General features: G+C 53.6%; 13 protein-coding genes. 2 read left to right on the forward strand and 11 right to left on the reverse strand.

Features of this window, described 5'->3' with window-relative positions; all coding sequences use genetic code 11:
• Nucleotides 1–17: 17 nt before the first annotated feature.
• Nucleotides 18–4,259 carry a SpvB/TcaC N-terminal domain-containing protein gene (locus JL661_RS11005; RefSeq protein ID WP_062772501.1) on the forward strand — a complete coding sequence of 1,414 codons (4,242 nt, stop codon included), beginning with the start codon at nt 18–20 and terminating at the stop codon, nt 4,257–4,259.
• Between the two features lie 119 nt (nt 4,260–4,378).
• Here JL661_RS11005 and flhA read toward each other — a convergent pair whose 3' ends face one another.
• Both flhA and flhB read right to left on the reverse strand, forming a co-directional pair.
• Nucleotides 4,379–6,475, reverse strand: a complete 2,097-nt coding sequence (gene flhA, locus JL661_RS11010; RefSeq protein WP_015422625.1) for a flagellar biosynthesis protein FlhA — start codon at nt 6,473–6,475, stop codon at nt 4,379–4,381.
• Nucleotides 6,468–7,619, reverse strand: a complete 1,152-nt coding sequence (gene flhB / locus JL661_RS11015; protein WP_004240019.1) for a flagellar biosynthesis protein FlhB — start codon at nt 7,617–7,619, stop codon at nt 6,468–6,470. Before flhB ends, flhA begins: the two co-directional genes overlap by 8 nt.
• A gap of 323 nt (nt 7,620–7,942) precedes the next feature.
• Here flhB and JL661_RS11020 point away from each other — a divergent pair, with 323 nt between their 5' ends.
• Entirely contained in the window at nt 7,943–8,266 is a 324-nt protein-coding gene (locus JL661_RS11020) for a DUF5339 domain-containing protein (protein WP_004236855.1), read from the forward strand.
• A gap of 60 nt (nt 8,267–8,326) precedes the next feature.
• On the opposite strand, the gene JL661_RS11025 is transcribed toward JL661_RS11020, so the two are convergent.
• The 9 genes from JL661_RS11025 to motB form a co-directional block, all read right to left on the reverse strand.
• A complete protein-coding gene (locus tag JL661_RS11025; RefSeq protein WP_004236856.1) occupies nt 8,327–8,965 on the reverse strand; it encodes a protein phosphatase CheZ in 639 nt (212 codons plus the stop codon).
• A gap of 25 nt (nt 8,966–8,990) precedes the next feature.
• The gene (gene cheY, locus JL661_RS11030; protein ID WP_004236857.1) at nt 8,991–9,383 is read right to left on the reverse strand and encodes a chemotaxis response regulator CheY; all 393 of its coding nucleotides are present in this window, start codon (nt 9,381–9,383) and stop codon (nt 8,991–8,993) included.
• A 41-nt stretch (nt 9,384–9,424) separates the two neighbouring features.
• Nucleotides 9,425–10,492, reverse strand: a complete 1,068-nt coding sequence (locus JL661_RS11035; protein WP_004236858.1) for a protein-glutamate methylesterase/protein-glutamine glutaminase — start codon at nt 10,490–10,492, stop codon at nt 9,425–9,427.
• On the reverse strand, nt 10,464–11,327 hold the full coding sequence (locus JL661_RS11040; protein WP_015422623.1) for a CheR family methyltransferase: 864 nt from the start codon (nt 11,325–11,327) through the stop codon (nt 10,464–10,466). The genes JL661_RS11035 and JL661_RS11040 overlap by 29 nt, the downstream gene beginning before the upstream one ends.
• 119 nt (nt 11,328–11,446) lie before the next feature.
• Entirely contained in the window at nt 11,447–13,021 is a 1,575-nt protein-coding gene (locus tag JL661_RS11045) for a methyl-accepting chemotaxis protein (protein ID WP_032098589.1), read from the reverse strand.
• 112 nt (nt 13,022–13,133) lie between these two features.
• Nucleotides 13,134–14,819: a methyl-accepting chemotaxis protein gene (locus JL661_RS11050; protein ID WP_004236861.1), complete on the reverse strand. Its 1,686-nt coding sequence runs from the start codon at nt 14,817–14,819 to the stop codon at nt 13,134–13,136.
• A 95-nt stretch (nt 14,820–14,914) separates the two neighbouring features.
• A complete protein-coding gene (gene cheW / locus JL661_RS11055) occupies nt 14,915–15,412 on the reverse strand; it encodes a chemotaxis protein CheW (RefSeq protein WP_004236862.1) in 498 nt (165 codons plus the stop codon).
• 16 nt (nt 15,413–15,428) lie between these two features.
• Nucleotides 15,429–17,501, reverse strand: a complete 2,073-nt coding sequence (gene cheA, locus JL661_RS11060; protein ID WP_062772498.1) for a chemotaxis protein CheA — start codon at nt 17,499–17,501, stop codon at nt 15,429–15,431.
• Between the two features lie 77 nt (nt 17,502–17,578).
• Nucleotides 17,579–18,580, reverse strand: a complete 1,002-nt coding sequence (motB, locus tag JL661_RS11065; protein ID WP_036414415.1) for a flagellar motor protein MotB — start codon at nt 18,578–18,580, stop codon at nt 17,579–17,581.
• Nucleotides 18,581–18,585: the final 5 nt, after the last annotated feature.

Consider the following 18,585-nt stretch of genomic DNA (forward strand, 5'->3'; position numbering starts at 1 on the left):
CCGTTCTGGAGCCTATTATGCAACAATCAGACAATATCAGTCCTCAGGCGCCGTCTCTGCCGAAAGGCGGCGGTGCACTGACCGGACTTTCCGGACAGGCGGGGGCCGCCGGGCCGGACGGCGCGGCGTCGCTGTCTCTGCCGCTGCCCGTCAGTGCCGGACGCGGCTATGCCCCTTCTCTCTCACTCAGCTACAGCAGTCAGGGCGGTAACAGTGCCTTTGGTATCGGCTGGGATGTGAATCTTCCTGCGGTCAGCCGCCGCACCCGTAAAGGTGTTCCTGCTTATACCGCTGACGATGAATTTCTGGATCCTGCCGGTGAAGTCCTGGTGGCTGTCCCCGGCGCGGCGGATAAACGTCAGACCCTGCTGGGTGTAAAACTGGCCGTTTCTTATCAGATAACTACATACCGCGCCCGGACGGAGCGTGATTTCAGCCGCCTGGAATACTGGCAGCCGCAAGGCAGTACCACCGAACCGGATTTCTGGCTCTGGTATGCCGCAGACGGTCAGGTGCATCTGCTCGGTTATGAATCTGCCGCCCGTATCAGTAACGGCAGCCACACGGCCCGCTGGTTACTGAACGCCTCGGTCTCCGCCACCGGTGAGCAGATTTATTACCGTTACCGTGCGGAAGATGACATCAATTGCAGCGACCGGGAAAAAGCCGCCCATCCGGGCAGCCACAGCCAGCGCTATCTCAGTGAAGTCCATTACGGCAATATCACCGCCGGACGCACATTCCCTTGTTTCAACGGCAACGATGCCACCAAAGCCGGCTGGCTGTTTGTGCTGGTGTTTGACTATGGCGAACGCACCCTTAAACCGGCAGAAAAACCGCTGTTTAAAGCCGGTTCCGGCTGGTTGTGCCGTCAGGATCCGTTCTCCGGTTATGCTTACGGGTTTGATCTGCGTACCCGCCGTTTATGCCGCCAGGTGCTGATGTTCCACCGCCTGGAGACGCTCGCTGAAAAAGCAGAAGGTACGGATGTACCGGCACTGGTTTCCCGCCTGCTGTTTGAGTATCAGGAAACCCACGTTGTCACCACACTGACTGCCGCCCGGCAGATGGCGTTTGAGGATGACGGCAAAATGCTGTCTCTGCCGCCGCTGACCTTCGGCTGGCAGACCTTTGATTTTCCGGAGTCTGTGCAGTGGTCTCAGCCGGAGATGGGTAAACTCAATCCGCAGCAGCCGTGGCAGTATCTGGATCTGCACGGTGAAGGTATTTCCGGGATCCTGTATCAGGACAGCGGCGCATGGTATTACCGCGCCCCGGTCCGTGATACCGGGAGCGATGATGTCAATGCGGTAATATGGGATAAACCGCAGCGGCTCGATAATATTCCCGTCCTGAAAAACGGTGCGATGCTGACTGATCTTGACGGTGATGGCCGTCTGCAGTGGGTTGTCACACAGCCCGGCGTACACGGGCAATACCGTCAGCAGACAGATAACCCGGAACAGTGGCTGCATTTTACACCGCTCAGTGCCCTGCCGCTGGAATACGGCCATCCTGCTGCACAAATGACCGATATCGACGGTATCGGTGCCACCGACCTGGTGCTCATCGGTCCGCGCAGTGTGCGCATCTGGCCGGGCAGCAAAGACGGCTGGCTATCCGCCAAAGATATTCCGCAATCAGAAAAAATTGTCCTGCCGTCACCGGACGGCGATGCCGCCACACTGGTTGCTTTCAGTGATGTGCTCGGCTCCGGACAACAACATCTGGTACAGATCAGTGCGGGCGGAGTGCTTTGCTGGCCGAATCTGGGTCACGGCCGCTTTGGTCAGCCGCTGGCACTGGACGGTTTCAGCAAAAAACAGGCGGAATTCAATGCCGCATATGTTTATCTCGCCGATATTGACGGCAGCGGTACCGCCGATATTCTGTATGCCCGCAGTGATTATATTGAAATCTACCGTAACCGCAGCGGTAACGGTTTTGACAAACCAGTCACTGTGAAGCTGCCTGCCGGCGTCCGTTACAATAAGACCTGCCGTTTACAGATAGCGGATGTACAGGGACTGGGGGTCGCCAGCCTGCTGCTGACGGTTCCCCATACCGTACCGCGTCATTATCTGCTGCATCTGACCACCGAAAAACCGTGGCTGCTGAATCAGATTAATAATCAGACGGGGATGTCGCAGAATCTGCGCTACCGCAGTTCCGCACAGTTCCGGCTGGATGATAAAACCCGCGAACCGGTTTCATATCTGCCTTTCCCGCTGCATACGTTGTGGAAAACAGAAACTACCGATGAAATCACCGGCAATAAACTGGTAAGTGAAGCCCGTTATCACCACGGTGTGTGGGATGCCCGTGAACGGGAGTTCCGCGGCTTCGGCTGTGTGGAGGTACTGGATTCAGATACCACCGCCGCCCGCGCCACCAGCGGGGTACTGACGATGCCGGTACTGACCCGTAACTGGTATGCCACCGGTTATACCCCTGTTGATACACAACTGAAAAATGAGTACTGGCAGGGCGATAAAAATGCCTTTGCCGGGTTTGTTACGCGGCTGACAACCGGCAGCGGTGATAAAGAATCCGTCTGTTCTGATGCCCTGGCGCAAAAACAGGCATTCTGGCTCAGCCGCGCGCAAAAAGGGATGCAGCTGCGCAGTGAGGTATATGGTAAAGACGGCAGTCCGCAACAGGATTTACCGTACAGTGTCAGTGAACAGCGGCTGAGTGTCCGTCTGATCACACCGGATGCAGATATGCCGGTAGTCCGGCCGTCGGTATCAGAAAGCCGTGAATATCACTATGAACGCATGGCTGCTGATCCGCAGTGTTCGCAATCCGTTATACTCAGTGCGGATGAGTACGGTTACCCGCTGCGTGAAGCGACGATTCATTATCCGCGCCGTCCGAAACCGGCAAAAAACCCGCTGCCGGATACCCTGCCCGCGTCACTGTTTGATTCCGGTTATGATGATCAGCAATTGCAACTCATTGTATCGTTATCACAGCATGCACGGCACCACCTGACCAATCTGAAACAGGAGCAGTGGCTGACCGGGCAGCCTGATGCTGATCGCAGCGATATTTTTGTTCTGAAATCCGGATTAGTTCCGGCAACGGGCTTAAATACGGAAACACTGCCTGCCCTGCTCAGCAATAACCAGTCTGCACGCCACTTTGCCGGACAACAGAGGACTTACTGGCTGAATAAAGATAATCAGCCGTCAGTAACAGTTCCGTCCTGGCCGCCGCGCCGGAGTTATACGGATACTGCAGAGCTGGATGAGACGATTACCGCAGCCATAAAATCAGGTACAGATATCACGGAGCAGTTACTGAAAACCGGCTATATCAAAGCGGATTACCTGTTTGCCGGTACCTCAGAAACAGGAAAAAAGGTCTGGATTACGCGCTCCGGTCATCAGACTTACGGTGCACCGGAACAGTTCCTGCTGCCGGTTGCCGTCCGCGATAATCCGCTGATCGGGGAACGTCATCTGACCCGCGATAAACATCACTGTGTTATCACTAAACACACCGATGCCTCCGGACTTATCACTCAGGCAAAATATGACTGGCGTTTTCTGTCTGTCTGCGAAATAACCGATACCAATGACAATATCAGCCAGGTACAGACTGATGCGCTGGGACGGGTGATCAGCAGCCGTTTTTACGGCACGGAAAATGGTCAGAAAACCGGCTACAGCCAGAAACCGCTGACACTGCCGGATTCAGTGCAGGACGCCACGGAGATGAAAAAACAACTGCCGGTTGCGCAGTGTTTTGTCTATGCCGCAGACAGCTGGATGCACAGCGGTACAGATAAACTGCCGCCGCATGTGCTGACCCTGACAACTGATCGCTATGATGACGAACCGGCGGATAAAAGCACACAGCAAATCCGTCAGCAGGTCACCTTCAGTGACGGTTTCGGGCGGATTTTACAGCAGTCAGCCCGTTTTGAGGACGGTGACGCATTCCACCGCAATAAAAACGGTTCACTGGCAGCCGGAAGCCGGAAAAGTGAGAAAGAAACAGCACGCTGGGCAGTGTCGGGCCGCACTGAGTATGATAACAAAGGACATGCCGTCCGGACGTATCAGCCATACTTTGTCAATGACTGGAGGTATGTCAGTGATGACAGTGCGCGGCAGGATCTGTACGCCGACACGCACTGTTATGACCCGCTCGGCCGTGAGCATCAGGTGATCACCGCAAAAGGTTATCAGCGGCGCACACTGTACACACCGTGGTTTGTGGTCAGTGAGGATGAAAACGATACAGCGGAGTAAGCTGTATCTGTGTACAACAAAAAAATGCCGGTCATGATTTGACCGGCTCAATATACAAAAAACGGGAACCTGTTTTCACAGATTCCCGCAAAGTATGATGGTAATGGTTTAACCCGTGATTAACCGCCGATCATAGAAGTCATCCGTATCTGACGGCGATCGTTCAGTTCAAGGTTGGACATCACCGCCAGCTGCGGCAGACTGCGGCGCAGGAAGCGGGATAAGATCAGACGCAGTGAATGATTGACCAGCAATACTGTCGGTGCACCCATCGCTTCCTGGTGCTGTACCGCACTCATCGCCTGCATTTCGATATTCTGTGCCAGGTTCGGCTCCAGACCGCCGCCGCTTTTCGCGGCCTGCAACAGGATCTGCTCCAGCCCCGCATCCAGACCAATCACCTGAATTTCCCCTGATGCCCCGAACCACTGCTGGGTAATAGCGCGGCCCAGTGCTATCCGCACCTGCGACGTCAGAACATCGGTATCTTTCTGCTCGCCGTTCTCACCAACCTGCTCTGCCAGGGTTTCAATAATAGTGCGCATATCGCGGATCATGACATTTTCAGTCAGCAGATTTTGCAGCACGCGGTGGAAAACGGTCAGTGATAAAGTATCCGGGATCAGGTCATCCGCCAGCTTCGGTATCTCTTTCTTCACGCGGTCATACAGCATCTGTGCTTCCTGACGGCCGAACAGGTCGCTGGCGTATTCCAGCAGGATCTGATTAAAGTGTGTCGCCACCGCCGTACTGGCTGAAACCACGGTGTAACCCTGAATCTGTGCCTGCTCACGCAGATCATCATCAATCCACACTGCCGGTAAACCAAATGCCGGTTCCTGTGTGGCATCCCCTTCCAGAGAGCCCGCCGCATTGCCCGGGTCAATCGCCAGCCAGCGGCCCGGCTGAGCCTCGCCGCGCCCGACTTCCGCCCCTTTGATCAGGATCCGGTAAGCAGTCGGTGCCAGTTCGAGGTTGTCACAGATATGCACCACCGGCGGCAGATAGCCGACTTCCTGGGCAAATTTTTTGCGCAGCCCGCGGATCCGCCCGAGCAATTCGCCCTGCTGGTCATTATCCACCAGCGGAATCAGCCGGTAACCGACTTCCATCGCCAGCAAATCTTCCGCCACCACATCATCCCAGGTCGCTTCCGTGACTTTATTCGCCTCACGGAACTGCTGCTCCTGCACATTGTTATCCGTCTCTTTGACCGGCTCTTTGCTTTTCTTCACCAGATACCAGCCGAGAGATGCCAGCGCCACCGTGAACAGCAGGAACACAAAGTTCGGCATGCCCGGGATAAGCCCCAGCAGACCCAGAACCCCGGCACTCAGCCACATCACACGCGGATTGTTGAACAGCTGGGTGACCATCTGCTCACCGGCATCTTCATCTGTTGCCACGCGGGTCACAATCACACCGGCTGCGGTTGAGATAATCAGTGCCGGGATCTGCGCCACCAGACCGTCACCGATGGTCAGCAGGGTATAGGTGCTGGCCGCATCGCCCAGCGGCATATGGTGCTGAGCCACACCGACAATCAGACCGCCGATCACGTTAATCACCATGATCATAATCCCGGCGATGGCATCACCGCGCACAAACTTACTGGCCCCGTCCATTGAACCGTAGAAATCAGACTCCTGGGTTACTTCCGCACGGCGGCGTTTGGCTTCTTCATCATTGATGATCCCGGCGTTCAGATCCGCATCAATCGCCATCTGCTTGCCCGGCATACCATCGAGCACGAAGCGCGCACCGACTTCGGCGATACGTCCCGCACCTTTGGTGATAACCATAAAGTTGATTAACACCAGGATGATAAAGACCACAATCCCGATGGCAAAGTTACCGCCGACCAGGAAGTGCCCGAACGCCTCAACCACCCGGCCCGCAGCAGCAGGACCGGTGTGTCCGTCCATCAGGATGATACGGGTGGATGCCACGTTCAGTGACAGACGCAGTAAGGTGGAGAACAGCAGGATAGTCGGGAACGCGGCAAAATCGAGGGTACGCCGGGTAAACATCGCCACCAGCAGCACCATAATGGACAGCGCGATATTAAAGGTAAACAGCAAATCCAGCACAAACGCCGGCAGCGGCAGTACCATCATTGACAGGATCATCAGGATGAGGACCGGCCCGGCAAGTAACTGCCATTGTGCTCCCTGCATCGTTTTCGGTAATCTCAAAAGTGCAGCCAGATTAGCCATTTCGGGTATTTTCTCCAACAAAATCAAGTGCCTTTGGCACCGGTAAATTCTTCGGTTTTTTCGGTTTCAGGCCGCCTTCACGACGCCAGCGGCGCAGCTGAAACACCCATGCCAGCACTTCCGCCACGGCGGAATACAGTGCCACCGGAATTGACTGTCCCACCTCAGCATGGCGGTAAAGTGCCCGCGCCAGCGGTGGTGCCTCCAGCAGCAGAATGCGGTTCTCCGCACCTATCTCCTTGATCCGCTGTGCCAGCACCCCGGCACCTTTGGCCAGTACTCTCGGTGCGGTCATTTTTTTCTCGTCATATTTCAGAGCAACGGCGTAGTGCGTCGGGTTGGTCACAATCACATCCGCCTGCGGTACATCCGCCATCATGCGGTTACGCGCCATCGCGCGCTGCTGCTGACGAATTTTGGCCTTTATCTGCGGGTCACCCTCCTGCTGCTTAAATTCATCCTTGATTTCCTGGCGGCTCATCCGCAGCTTTTTCAGGTGCGAACGGAACTGCCAGAACACATCAAACGCCACCATCGGGATCAGCATGAAGATAATGAGGTAACCGGCAAAAATCACTTTCTGCATCGCATTGGCCATTGCCGTTGACGGGGATTCCATCGCCAGATGCAGTAAGGACGGCCACGCCTGCCATAAAAAAATCCATGCGCCCAGGCCAATCAGCAGGGATTTAAGAATCGCCTTGAATAATTCGGCCAGCGCATTCATGGAAAAAATACGTTTAAAGCCCTTCAGCGGGCTCAGTTTTGTCAGATCAAACTTGATGGATTTGGTGTTAAACGCCAGTCCGCCGACCAGTGCCGACGCCGAAATACCGACCAGCGCCAGCCCGCCGACAACCGGCAGCATCGCAAATAACGCTTCACCAATGACTTTTCCGAGAAAACGCAGCATCAGCCCCGGATTCTGCAGATAAAAGTTATCAAAGAGAAATCCCTGACGAAAAATATCACGCAGTTGTCCCGCCAGATGACCGCCGCTTAACCACAGCAGGCTGATACCGGCCAGCATCATCATCAGTGAGCTGAGTTCTTTGGAGCGGACAATTTGTCCGTCTTCTTTGGCTTTCTGTTTTTTATGGGGGGTGGGTTCTTCTGTTTTTTCCACATCACTTTCATCAGACACTCACACCTCCGCCGTCTGCCGGGATTTTGCTTATGGTTATAGCATGACAGAATGCGGCAAATTCAATGGTGGAAAATGACCGGTCTTAACGGTGTAATTCCCTGATTAAAGCAGGAGTGACGGAATTATCAGCAGAAAATCACTCAGTGACACCCGCAGGCAGTGGTCAGCAACGCAATATAGTCAAATTAAGCCGCTGAGCCTGATGAAAGCCCGTATTTCGCACGGAGTGTTAAATTAGGAACAATTCCGATAGGCAGTTGTTACCGGTACTTTATAATTTGCCACTGTTTTATTCCACGATAATCACAAGGTACTCACTGATGAAAAAAACAATTTTAGCCTGCTCTCTGGGTTTAATGGCTCTGGCTCTGACTGCATGTTCCGGCGAAGAAAAATCAGCATCATCCGTTCCGGGTGCAACTGAAACCTGTAACAAATACTTTGCTGAAGTCGATGATTTAGTGAAGAAAGCAACTGAAAAAGCCGGCGACAACGAAGCAGCCAAAGCACAGTTAGAACCAATGCTGAAACAGTTTGACGAAGCGAAAAAACAAATCGCAACACTGCCGAAAGAGCAGCAGGACGCAGCATGCAAAGCAGGCAGCGACGCAATGGCTCAGATTAAGCAGGCAATGGGTATCTGATTTCCGTTGTGACAGACTGACCGTTCTGAACCGCGGCATCCCTGCTGCGGTTTTTTTATATCAGAAACCAAGCTCATCGAGCAGATCATCAACCTGTGACTGAGATGCCATCACATTGGTCCCTTTCGGATCAATCTGCGGTCCGTTTTTCAGACTGTCGACCGGATGTTTTGCACGGATTTCCGCAGGGGTGTTTTCCATCAGCAGAAACAGCAGCTGTTTCTCTGTCTCTTCCACCACTTCCATCATTTTTTTCACGACCTGACCGGTCAGATCCTGGAAATCCTGTGCCATCATAATTTCCAGTAACTCACTTTTGGTCACCGCACTGCCGTCAATCACCCGGCGGATAAACGCCATGGTGGATTCCTGCAGAGCCGGATCGACCTCTGCTGACGGACAGGATTGCCAGCGCGCCTGCAAATCCAGCGCGTCCTCGTGCATTTTTACCTGCAACGGCTTGATAGTGTCGATGCCGTTGAGTGTTTTTTCCGCCGCCTGTGCAGTCATCTGAGCGATGTAGCGCAGTCTGTCTTTTCCGTCCGGAATTGTCGCGACCGCCTGCTGCACGCCCTTTTCTAATCCCAGTTCACGCATGCTTTCTCTTAACATCCTCGTTAAAAAACCGACCCGGGTGATGATCTGTTTTAAATCATCATCACTGTTTTTGTTCCTGTCCGTTGATTTATTTTCCGTCATCCTGCTTTCCTTCTGCTGAAGCCCCTCAGTTCAGACCCATTTTTTCGAAGACTTTATTCAGTTTTTCCTCGAGGATCGCGGCAGTGAACGGCTTGACAACATAACCGCTGGCACCGGCCTGAGCGGCGGCAATAATATTTTCTTTTTTCGCTTCGGCGGTCACCATCATGACCGGGATATGTTTGAGTGCATCATCCGCGCGGATGGTTTTCAGCAGCTCCAGCCCGTCCATGTTCGGCATGTTCCAGTCCGCCACCACGAAATCAATCTGACCTGCACGGATTTTCTCCAGTGCATCCACACCGTCTTCCGCCTCTTCAATTTTGTTGTAGCCCAACTCTTTTAAGAGGTTACGCACGATACGGCGCATGGTGGAAAAATCATCAACTACCAGAAAATTCAAATCTTTAGCGGCCATAACCACTCCTGCAATAATACAATGAATAATTGCCGGTTCCGTCAGGCGGAAACGGCAGCAAGTCTGCCCAGCACACTGGGGGCAATTTTGACGAGATCCTGAATTTCATCGACCGCATTCAGTTCAATCGCCGCGCGCGGCATACCGAAGACCACGCAGCTGCGTTCATCCTGGGCATACGTGACCGCGCCTTTCTGCCGCAGATTCAGCATGCCGCGCGCACCGTCCATACCCATACCGGTCAGCAGGACCGCGATGCATTTGCGGGCGGCACATTCGGCCACTGAGTCAAACAGCACATCCACGGACGGACGGTGACGGTTCACCGGCGGTGTCTGCTGAAGCACCACCTGGTAACCCTGGCCTTTATCCGCGATCAGCATATGCGCATCGCCCGGGGCAATATAAGCATGCCCTTTGCGCAGCACATCGCCGTGTTCCGCCTCTTTTACCGTCAGCGCACAGAGCTTGTTCAGACGCTCGGCAAATGAGCGGGTGAAACCGGCCGGCATATGCTGGGTGATCACCACCGGCGGACACTCAGGCGGCAGCATCTCCAGGAACTGACGGATAGCTTCCGTTCCGCCGGTCGATGCGCCCACCGCAATCAGGCGGTTATGGCAGGCATACGATGACAGCGGTTTGCTGATAACCGCCGGTGCTGCCGTCACTTTTTCCTGGCGGCGGAAGCGGTTACCCTGCGTGATTTTTGACATCGCTGCGGCACGGATTTTTTCACCGATAAGGTCGCGGTAACTCATCATGGTTTCGCGGATCCCGATCTGCGGTTTGGTGACAAAATCCACCGCTCCGAGTTCCAGGGCTTTCAGCGTCACTTCCGAGCCTTTGGAGGTCAGTGTGGAGACCATCACCACCGGTACCGGGTGCAGACGCATCAGTTTTTCCAGAAAATCGATGCCGTCCATCCGCGGCATTTCCACATCCAGCGTTACCACATCCGGTTCATGCTGTTTAATCAGATCACGCGCAACATACGGATCCGGTGCCACGTCCACCACGGTCATATCCGGATGGCTGTTAATAATTTCACGCATTAACTGGCGCATCAGCGCCGAGTCATCAACGCAAAGTACTTTTATTTTTTTCATCACTTCTCCCGGCCGCCTGAATGCTGTACACGGTCTGTCCTCTGATGACATAACGCGAAGATAACTGTGATAAGTTCTCCGAGTGCCCGATAAACAGCAGCCCGTCAGGCTTCAGTAGCGGAACAAAACGTTCCAGTAGTTGTTTCTGCATATCCTTATCGAAATAAATCATGACATTACGACAAAATATGGCATCGAACTGCCCCTGAAACTGCCAGTCGTTGTCCGTCAGATTCAGATAACGGAAATCAATCATCCGGCCGAGCGCCGGTTTCACCCGGGCATAGCCTTCATATTCCCCGACCCCCTTCATAAAATGGCGCTGACGCTGAAGGGCGTTGAGGCTTTTCAGCTCTTCGATACGGTAGACGCCCTTACGGGCCTTCTCCAGAACTTCGGTATCGATATCACTGGCGATCACTTTGGCATTCATGGCGTTCGCACCGAGAACATCACTGAGTGTCATGGCGATCGAATACGGTTCTTCCCCTGTCGAGGCAGCCGCGCACCAGATAGTGATCGGCTGGTTACGGCGGGGACGGATAAAGTCAGTCAGTGTCTGAAAGTGATGCGGCTCCCGGAAAAATGCGGTCAGATTGGTGGTCATTGCGTTAATAAATGCCTGCCATTCCGGGTGCAGCGGCTCCCGTTCCAGCAAACGCAGGTACTCGGCGAATGTGCTCATATTGCAGTCTCTGAGCCGCTTTAACAGGCGGTTGTAGACCATATTCTTTTTATTCATGCTAAGGACGATGCCTGACTTTTTATGAATAAACCGGCACACCCGACCAAACTCATCATCTGTGAGTGGTTCTATCTGTGGCGCAAAAAGCATCGTACTTGTTGTCCTTTCGGTAAAAACGATTCACTGACAGTCTTCAGTACAAACCGATCAGTTACCCCCTGACACCGGCGTCTGCGATACGAACCGGTGTCAGGCGGTGATCAGGACTGTCAGCCGGCAAAGCCGGACTGAGTGCCCCTGTTATCCGGCAGCTCAAAGAAAGCGACCGTGTCGACCAGGTTATTCGCCTGATCTTCCAGTGCGGCTGTTGCACCTGTTGACTGCTCAACCAGTGCGGCGTTCTGCTGGGTCACCAGATCCATCTGGCTGACGGCGGTTGCCACCTGCTCGATACCACGGCTCTGCTCGTTGGAGGCAGACGCGATTTCGCTCATCAGTTCCGTCACCTGGTTCACCGCAGTGACCAGTTCTTCCATTGTTTTACCGGCGCTGTCCACCAGTTGCGTTCCCTGACCGACGCGGTCAACTGACTCATCAATCAGGGATTTAATCTCTTTCGCGGCATCCGCACTGCGCTGTGCCAGCGCACGCACCTCACCGGCGACCACGGAGAATCCGCGTCCCTGCTCACCGGCACGGGCGGCTTCCACGGCAGCGTTCAGTGCCAGGATATTGGTCTGGAAAGCAATACCGTCGATCACGCTGATAATGGCGCTGATTTTCTGCGAACTGTTGGCAATCGAGGTCATGGTTTCAATCACGCTGTCCGTGATCTGACCACCACGGCTGGCGGTTTTCGATGCCGTCACCGCAAGTTCACTGGCCTGACGGGCATTATCGGCGTTCTGTTTCACCGTTGCGGTCAGCTCTTCCATACTGGCAGCGGTTTCCTCCAGGGAGGCAGCCTGCTGCTCTGTCCGTGATGATAAATTATTATTGCCCAGGGCAATCTCGCGAATTCCGGTATACATCTGGTCTGTATTCAGGCGAACGTTTGAGACAGATTCTGCCAGCGATTCCTGCATCAGCTTAAGCTGACCGAATACCACACCGATTTCATCACGGGTGGTCACTTCTATCTTCTGGTTCAGTTTGCCCTGTGCGACCTGCATAAAGTGCTCGCTCATGCTGGTGAGCGGATTAATCACTTTGTAACGCATCCAGAAATGGGCCAGACCGGAAATCAGCAGAATGGTGGCGGTCACTGCGAAGAACATGATCCACGCCAGCCGGTTATAGAACGTACCGGACTCAATCGCACTGCGGCTCTCTTCATCCAGCAGCGCCAGATAATCATTCACCACCGCACCCATTCTGTCCTGATACATCTGGGTCGGGTGTTCCACATAGGCAGGGATATTGGCATTATCAATGTAACCGCGCAGTTCTTTAATCACACCAAGGTAAGACTGATACTGTTCTTCAATACCGGCAAAATCCTCTTTTTCACTGAGAACCGGCTGGGATTTGAAATTGCTGTAATCTTCCGCCGCTTTATCCAGCAGCAAATCAAATGCTGCTTTGACCTGGCGGATATCGCTCTCTTCAGAGCCGACTTTAATATGAACAACAACCTGGGTAAGCAGGTTACGGGCCTGCATCAGATCTTCATAAGAAGACACCAGTAATGCCCGTTTTTTTGAGCCGAGATCGACCCGTTCCAGTGACGATAATTCAGATGAAACAATCCCCAGCGATAATCCGCTGGACACTATCTGCATGCCGCAAAAGAAAATAAGCAACAGATATAAACTGACAGAAATCCGTATTCTCTTACCAAACATAATGCTATCCCCACTGCGTCCGGCCGGGCTCACCTGCTTCGGTTGTTGTTATCGCTGTGATGCACAAAAGCGCCGTCAGGTTTCCCTGACAGCGCAAAGCACAGACGCGTCGTTAAAAAGTTTCCCAATTGTCATCATCTTGATGATTCTTCGATGATATTTTGCTGAGATCCGGGGTTTTCACGACATTAGAAATCGTTCTTGCCGCCGGTTCTGTGTGTTTATCGTCCCTGTGCTTCAAGGCCGGCAAGCGGAAAATGGCTATCAGCTGTGACAGTTTCGCCACCTGTTCTTCCAGCACATTTGCCGCCACCGCAGACTGCTCAACCAGTGAGGCGTTCTGCTGCGTCACTTTGTCCATTTCAGCAACTGCAATACTGACCTGTGAAATACCTTTGCTCTGCTCATCGGATGCCGTGGCAATGTGCGCCATGATGTCGGTGACACGGGTAACGGATTCCACGATTTTGGTCATGGTTTCGCCGGCATCTTCTGCCTGACGGGCACCGGTTCCGGTACGGGATACCGAGTCTTCGATGAGGATTTTGATCTCTTTTGCCGCATCCGCGCTGCGCTGCGCCAGGTTACGGACTTCATCCGCCACCACCGCGAAACCACGGCCGTGTTCACCGGCACGGGCTGCTTCAACTGCCGCGTTCAGGGCCAGGATATTGGTCTGGAACGCAATGCTGTCAATAACGGCAGTGATATCGGAAATTTTCTGTGAACTGTCAGCGATATTCAGCATGGTATTCACCACGTTGGACACCACTTTGCCGCCTTCACGGGCGATGTCAGAGGCCTGACCGGCAAATTCACTGGCCTGATGAGCGTATTCAGTGTTCTGTTTCACTGTCGCGGTCAGCTCTTCCATGCTGGCAGCGGTCTGTTCCAGACAGGCAACCTGCTCCTGGGTACGGGCAGACAGATCATTGTTACCGGCGGCGATTTCGCTGGTACCCTGATAGATGTTTTCGCTGCCGTCGCGCACACCGCGCACCGTATTAATCAGCTCCTGCTGCATGTGCTGCACACCGCGACCCAGATCAGCGATTTCATTTTTACCGTTCACCGCGACTGTCGGGGTCAGGTCACCGGCAGCAAAGATTTTGATGCGGTCTACCAGGCCATTGAGAGGGTGAATAATGCCGCGCTGTACATAGCGGTAACTGATAAGACTGATCAGCGCAAGGATAATAGCCAGGGCAATCAGCATATACAGGGATTCACTGAAGTTATCTTCCGCATTCTGTACTTCACCCCGGAACGCCGCAGAAATACTGTCGAAATACGAATTAAACTGCTCTTCGAACTTCATCTGATAACCGGATGTGGCATAGGTGTAGAACTGTTCCAGCTGATCTTCCCGGACATAGGACATCAGCCGGGTCAATGCATTACGGTAGGTTTCATAGGTGGAGAGCAGCTTTTCAAACTTCGCCTTGTCGTAACTGGTGCCTTCCATCATTTTCATGTAGCGGGCATACGCAGCGTCTGCATCCGCTAACTGACGGGTGGCCTGTTTGATCAGCTCATCCGGGGTGGCATCGTCTTTAAAGGTGTGCTCTCTGAGCAAAAAGCCGTTTGCCGCCCGGTTTAAATTGGCACGGGCCTGGATCAGATTAACCCAGCTCTGGGTCAGAACCTGTCTCTGACTCTGGAGTGAATCCAAAAAGTGAATACTGTCGCGGTTTTCACCCAGTTTGCTGAACATCAGCCCGCTGGATGCCAGCTGCAACAGTACAAATATAAGAATAACGGATAAAAGCCCTGATACAATTTTAATTCTGCTATACATAATTTTCTACTGGCATAGTGTTATTGTATTTTTGATATCGGTCACACGACAAAAAACTTTAGTGATGGCTTAACCAAAACCATTTGGCTGAATTATCATTCAGCCATGCTGTCGATGAGTGCCATTTCCTCGCTGGAAAGCAGCTTTTCGATATCCACCAGGATCAGCATCCGGTCACCGATGGTGCCCAGGCCGGTCAGATATTTGGTTGATAAGGTGACCGCAAAATCCGGCGCCGGGGCAATCTGCTCATCTTTGAGCACCAGCACGTCAGACACGCCGTCCACCACAATCCCCACCACGCGATCTTTCAGATTGACCACAATCACTACGGTGTTGTCGTTGTAAGTGACGTTCTGATGGGAGAACTTCACACGCAGATCGATAATCGGGATAATCACACCGCGTAAGTTAGTGACACCCTTGATAAAATCCGGGGTATTCGCAATACGGGTAACCTGCTCATAACCACGGATTTCCTGTACTTTCAGGATCTCAATGCCGTACTCTTCTTCGCCCAGGGTAAAAATCAGGTACCCTTCGCCGTTTTTCTCTTCATCGAGTTTGTTTAAATCTTCATCCATCATCGACATGGTTATTTACCTTTGTTTATTGCATCACGACGTGTGACGTGTTCATTTTCTTTTTGCACAAAATTTCGTTGTTCATCCGCTGCAGTTCCGCCACATCAATAATCAGTGCGACAGAACCGTCACCCATAATCGTGGCGGCAGAGATCCCCGGAATTTTGCGGTAATTACTTTCAACATTTTTCACCACCACCTGCTGCTGTCCGATCAGTCTGTCAACCAGCAGGGCGTAACGGTTACCGGCGTTCTGAACAATCAGGGCGATACTTTTCGCCAGATCACGCTCCGCTTCTTCGATACCGAAGACCTGATGCATTTCCACCAGCGGCAGATATTCGCCGCGCACCAGCAGCATTTTTTCCTCACCGGCAAGGCGGTAAATGTCTTCCTGACGCGGCTGGAGTGTGCTGATAATGGCGCTGAGCGGCACAATAAAGACATCATCGGCCACTTTGACGGACATACCGTCGAGGATAGCCAGAGTCAGCGGCAGCAGGATGCGGGTCACGGTGCCGCGCCCTTCGGTGAAACCAATCTGAATACGGCCGCCCATGTCCTGAATGTTCCGTTTCACCACATCCATACCCACGCCGCGGCCGGACACATCGGTGATCACTTCGGCAGTGGAGAAACCCGGTGCCATAATCAGCATCGCGATTTCATCGTTGGTCATGTTGTCGTGCACATCCATGCCCTGCTGACGGGCCTTGGCCAGGATCCGCTCCCGGTTCAGACCGGCACCGTCATCCCGCACTTCAATGCAGATATTGCCGCTCTGATGTTCCGCCGCCAGGGTCAGAGTCCCGGCTTCCGGTTTGCCGTTTGCCGCGCGGACATCCGGTTTCTCAATACCGTGGTCAAGGCTGTTGCGCACCAGGTGAGTCAGCGGATCGATAATCCGCTCGATCAGGCTCTTATCGAGTTCGGTGGAGCTGCCCTCCACTTTCAGCTCAATTTTCTTATTCAGTTTTGAGGCGATATCGCGCACCATGCGCGGGAAGCGGCTGAAGACATAATCCATCGGCATCATGCGGATAGACATGACAGATTCCTGCAGAGCCCGCGAGTTGCGTTCCAGCTGAACAATCGAACTGAGCAGTTCCGCATATTCGGCCTGATCCACCTGCTGGCTGTGCTGAGTCAGCATTGACTGGATAATCACCAGCTCACCGACCAGGTTGATCAGTTGATCCACCTTTTCCACCGCCACACGGATGCTGCCGCTGTCACCTTTATTTTTTGCCGCCGCAGCCGGTGCTTTGCGCGCCGCCGGAGCAGATGACGATGCTGCTGCCGGTGCCGGTACAGCAACCGGTGCGCTGACGGTTTCTTCTTCCGCCTCTGCCGGAATATTGTCTGCGGCCAGCATGGCGGTTAATTCCGCTGCCGGTGTTTCCTCATACGCGATCTGAGAATCATCCACCACAAAGCAGAGCACGCCGCTGATGTCATCAATCGCGGTATTGGTGCCCAGCCAGACTTTCAGGGTATCGGTACCCTGTTCAGTTTTGTATACCGTGCCGAACAGCGACAGCTCATCGGCCAGCAGAGCGACTTCGCTCTCCTTTAACTTACTGAGCGTGAACGTGAAATGATGTGAAAAACCGGTTTCCGGTACTGTGCTGCTCTCTTCTGAGCCGGCAGTAATTTCTGCGGTTTCACTGACCGGTTCCGGCGCGGCGGTTTCCGTGACAACAGCGGCGTCCGCCACACTCTGCTCCACATGCCCCAGTACTTCACAGATGCGGTTAAAGCTTTCTTCATCCGGCAGTGTGTCGCTCTTATAGGCATCCAGCTGCGAGCCCATCACATCTTTGGTATCAAGGAAGACATCAATGATATCCGGCGTCAGCGTCAGCTCATCATGGCGGGCTTTATCAAGCAGGTTTTCCAGGGTGTGTGTGGTTTTCTGCAACAGCGTGAATCCGAATGTTGCCGCACCACCTTTAATGGAGTGCGCGCTGCGGAAGATAGCATTGAGCTGTTCACTGTCCGGATCCCGGGGATCAAGCTCCAGCAGGTGCTGTTCCATATCCCGGAGCAGCTCGTCGGCTTCATCGAAGAACGTTTGATAAAACTCGGTTATATCCATCGCGGTTATCCAATTTTTTTTCTTGTGTTACGGCTGACAGGTACTGCCGGCAATCCGGCAGTACCTGTCCATCCTGTTTATTGTGTTGTATCTGCCGCCGCAGCGCTGTTCTGCGGCGGTGTCTGCTCCGGTGCCGCCGGTTCCGGCACTTTTTCCGGCGGGATCTCCGGCGGAGCCGGTGTCTCTGTATGCGGCGCCGGTAACTGCTTCAGCTGCTGTAAATCGGTAATGGGAACAGCCCCCTCATATTCATGGAGAATATTTGCCATCTCCGACTCATTCAGAACGATGATGCTGATACGGCGGTTCACCGGCGCAAGTCCGTCGTTTTTATCCAGATGGATAGAGGATGCCATCCCGACCACCCGCAGAATTTTGTTCTCGGCCATACCACCGCGCACCAGTTCACGGCGCGAGGCATTGGCGCGTTCGGCAGACAGTTCCCAGTTGCTGTAATTACCGCCGTTGGCATACGGCAGGTCATCCGTGTGACCGGAAATACTGATGCGGTTCGGCACGTCATTGAGGATCGGCGCGATAGCCCGCAGAATGTCCCGCATATACGGCTCAACATGAGTGGATCCGACCATAAACATCGGGCGGTTGGCACTGTCGACAATCTGGATCCGCAGCCCGTCATCTGTGGTATCAATCAGCAAATGCGGCTTCAGTTCATTCAGACGCGGGTCTTTGAGAATCGCCTGCTCCAGATCCTGTTTCAGTTTCTCAAAACGACCGGCTTCATCCTGCCCCTGCTCTTCCTGCATGCTGTCCGGGTCCGGCAGTGTGTCACCGTCTTTGTAAATGATGTCTTTGCCGCCGCCCGGAATCGGGTTAGTGGCATCCCCGGTTTTTGTTCCCGGGTTGATCGCTGTTTTCAGCGGCGTGCGGAAGTATTCCGCAATCTGAGTCAGCTCCTGCGGGCTGGAGATAGAAATCAGCCACATCACCAGGAAGAACGCCATCATGGCGGTCATAAAGTCAGCGTAAGCAATCTTCCATGACCCGCCGTGTCCGCCGCCGTGCCCGTGACCGCCCCGCTTTTTGACGCGGATAACATGCGTATTGCCCGGTTTCATCGTCG

It is taken from the genome of Morganella morganii (genome assembly GCF_019243775.1).
Taxonomy (GTDB): domain Bacteria; phylum Pseudomonadota; class Gammaproteobacteria; order Enterobacterales; family Enterobacteriaceae; genus Morganella; species Morganella morganii.

Bases quoted from the DNA above. Each gene is read 5' to 3' on its own strand.
- flhA (WP_015422625.1), bottom strand. From the start codon at position 6,475: ATGGCTAATCTGGCTGCACTTTTGAGATTACCGAAAACGATGCAGGGA.
- JL661_RS11045 (WP_032098589.1), bottom strand. From the start codon at position 13,021: ATGTTTGGTAAGAGAATACGGATTTCTGTCAGTTTATATCTGTTGCTT.
- JL661_RS11020 (WP_004236855.1), top strand. From the start codon at position 7,943: ATGAAAAAAACAATTTTAGCCTGCTCTCTGGGTTTAATGGCTCTGGCT.
- cheA (WP_062772498.1), bottom strand. From the start codon at position 17,501: ATGGATATAACCGAGTTTTATCAAACGTTCTTCGATGAAGCCGACGAG.
- JL661_RS11040 (WP_015422623.1), bottom strand. From the start codon at position 11,327: ATGCTTTTTGCGCCACAGATAGAACCACTCACAGATGATGAGTTTGGT.
- cheW (WP_004236862.1), bottom strand. From the start codon at position 15,412: ATGTCGATGATGGATGAAGATTTAAACAAACTCGATGAAGAGAAAAAC.
- motB (WP_036414415.1), bottom strand. From the start codon at position 18,580: ATGAAACCGGGCAATACGCATGTTATCCGCGTCAAAAAGCGGGGCGGT.
- JL661_RS11005 (WP_062772501.1), top strand. From the start codon at position 18: ATGCAACAATCAGACAATATCAGTCCTCAGGCGCCGTCTCTGCCGAAA.
- JL661_RS11035 (WP_004236858.1), bottom strand. From the start codon at position 10,492: ATGAAAAAAATAAAAGTACTTTGCGTTGATGACTCGGCGCTGATGCGC.
- cheY (WP_004236857.1), bottom strand. From the start codon at position 9,383: ATGGCCGCTAAAGATTTGAATTTTCTGGTAGTTGATGATTTTTCCACC.
- JL661_RS11025 (WP_004236856.1), bottom strand. From the start codon at position 8,965: ATGACGGAAAATAAATCAACGGACAGGAACAAAAACAGTGATGATGAT.
- JL661_RS11050 (WP_004236861.1), bottom strand. From the start codon at position 14,819: ATGTATAGCAGAATTAAAATTGTATCAGGGCTTTTATCCGTTATTCTT.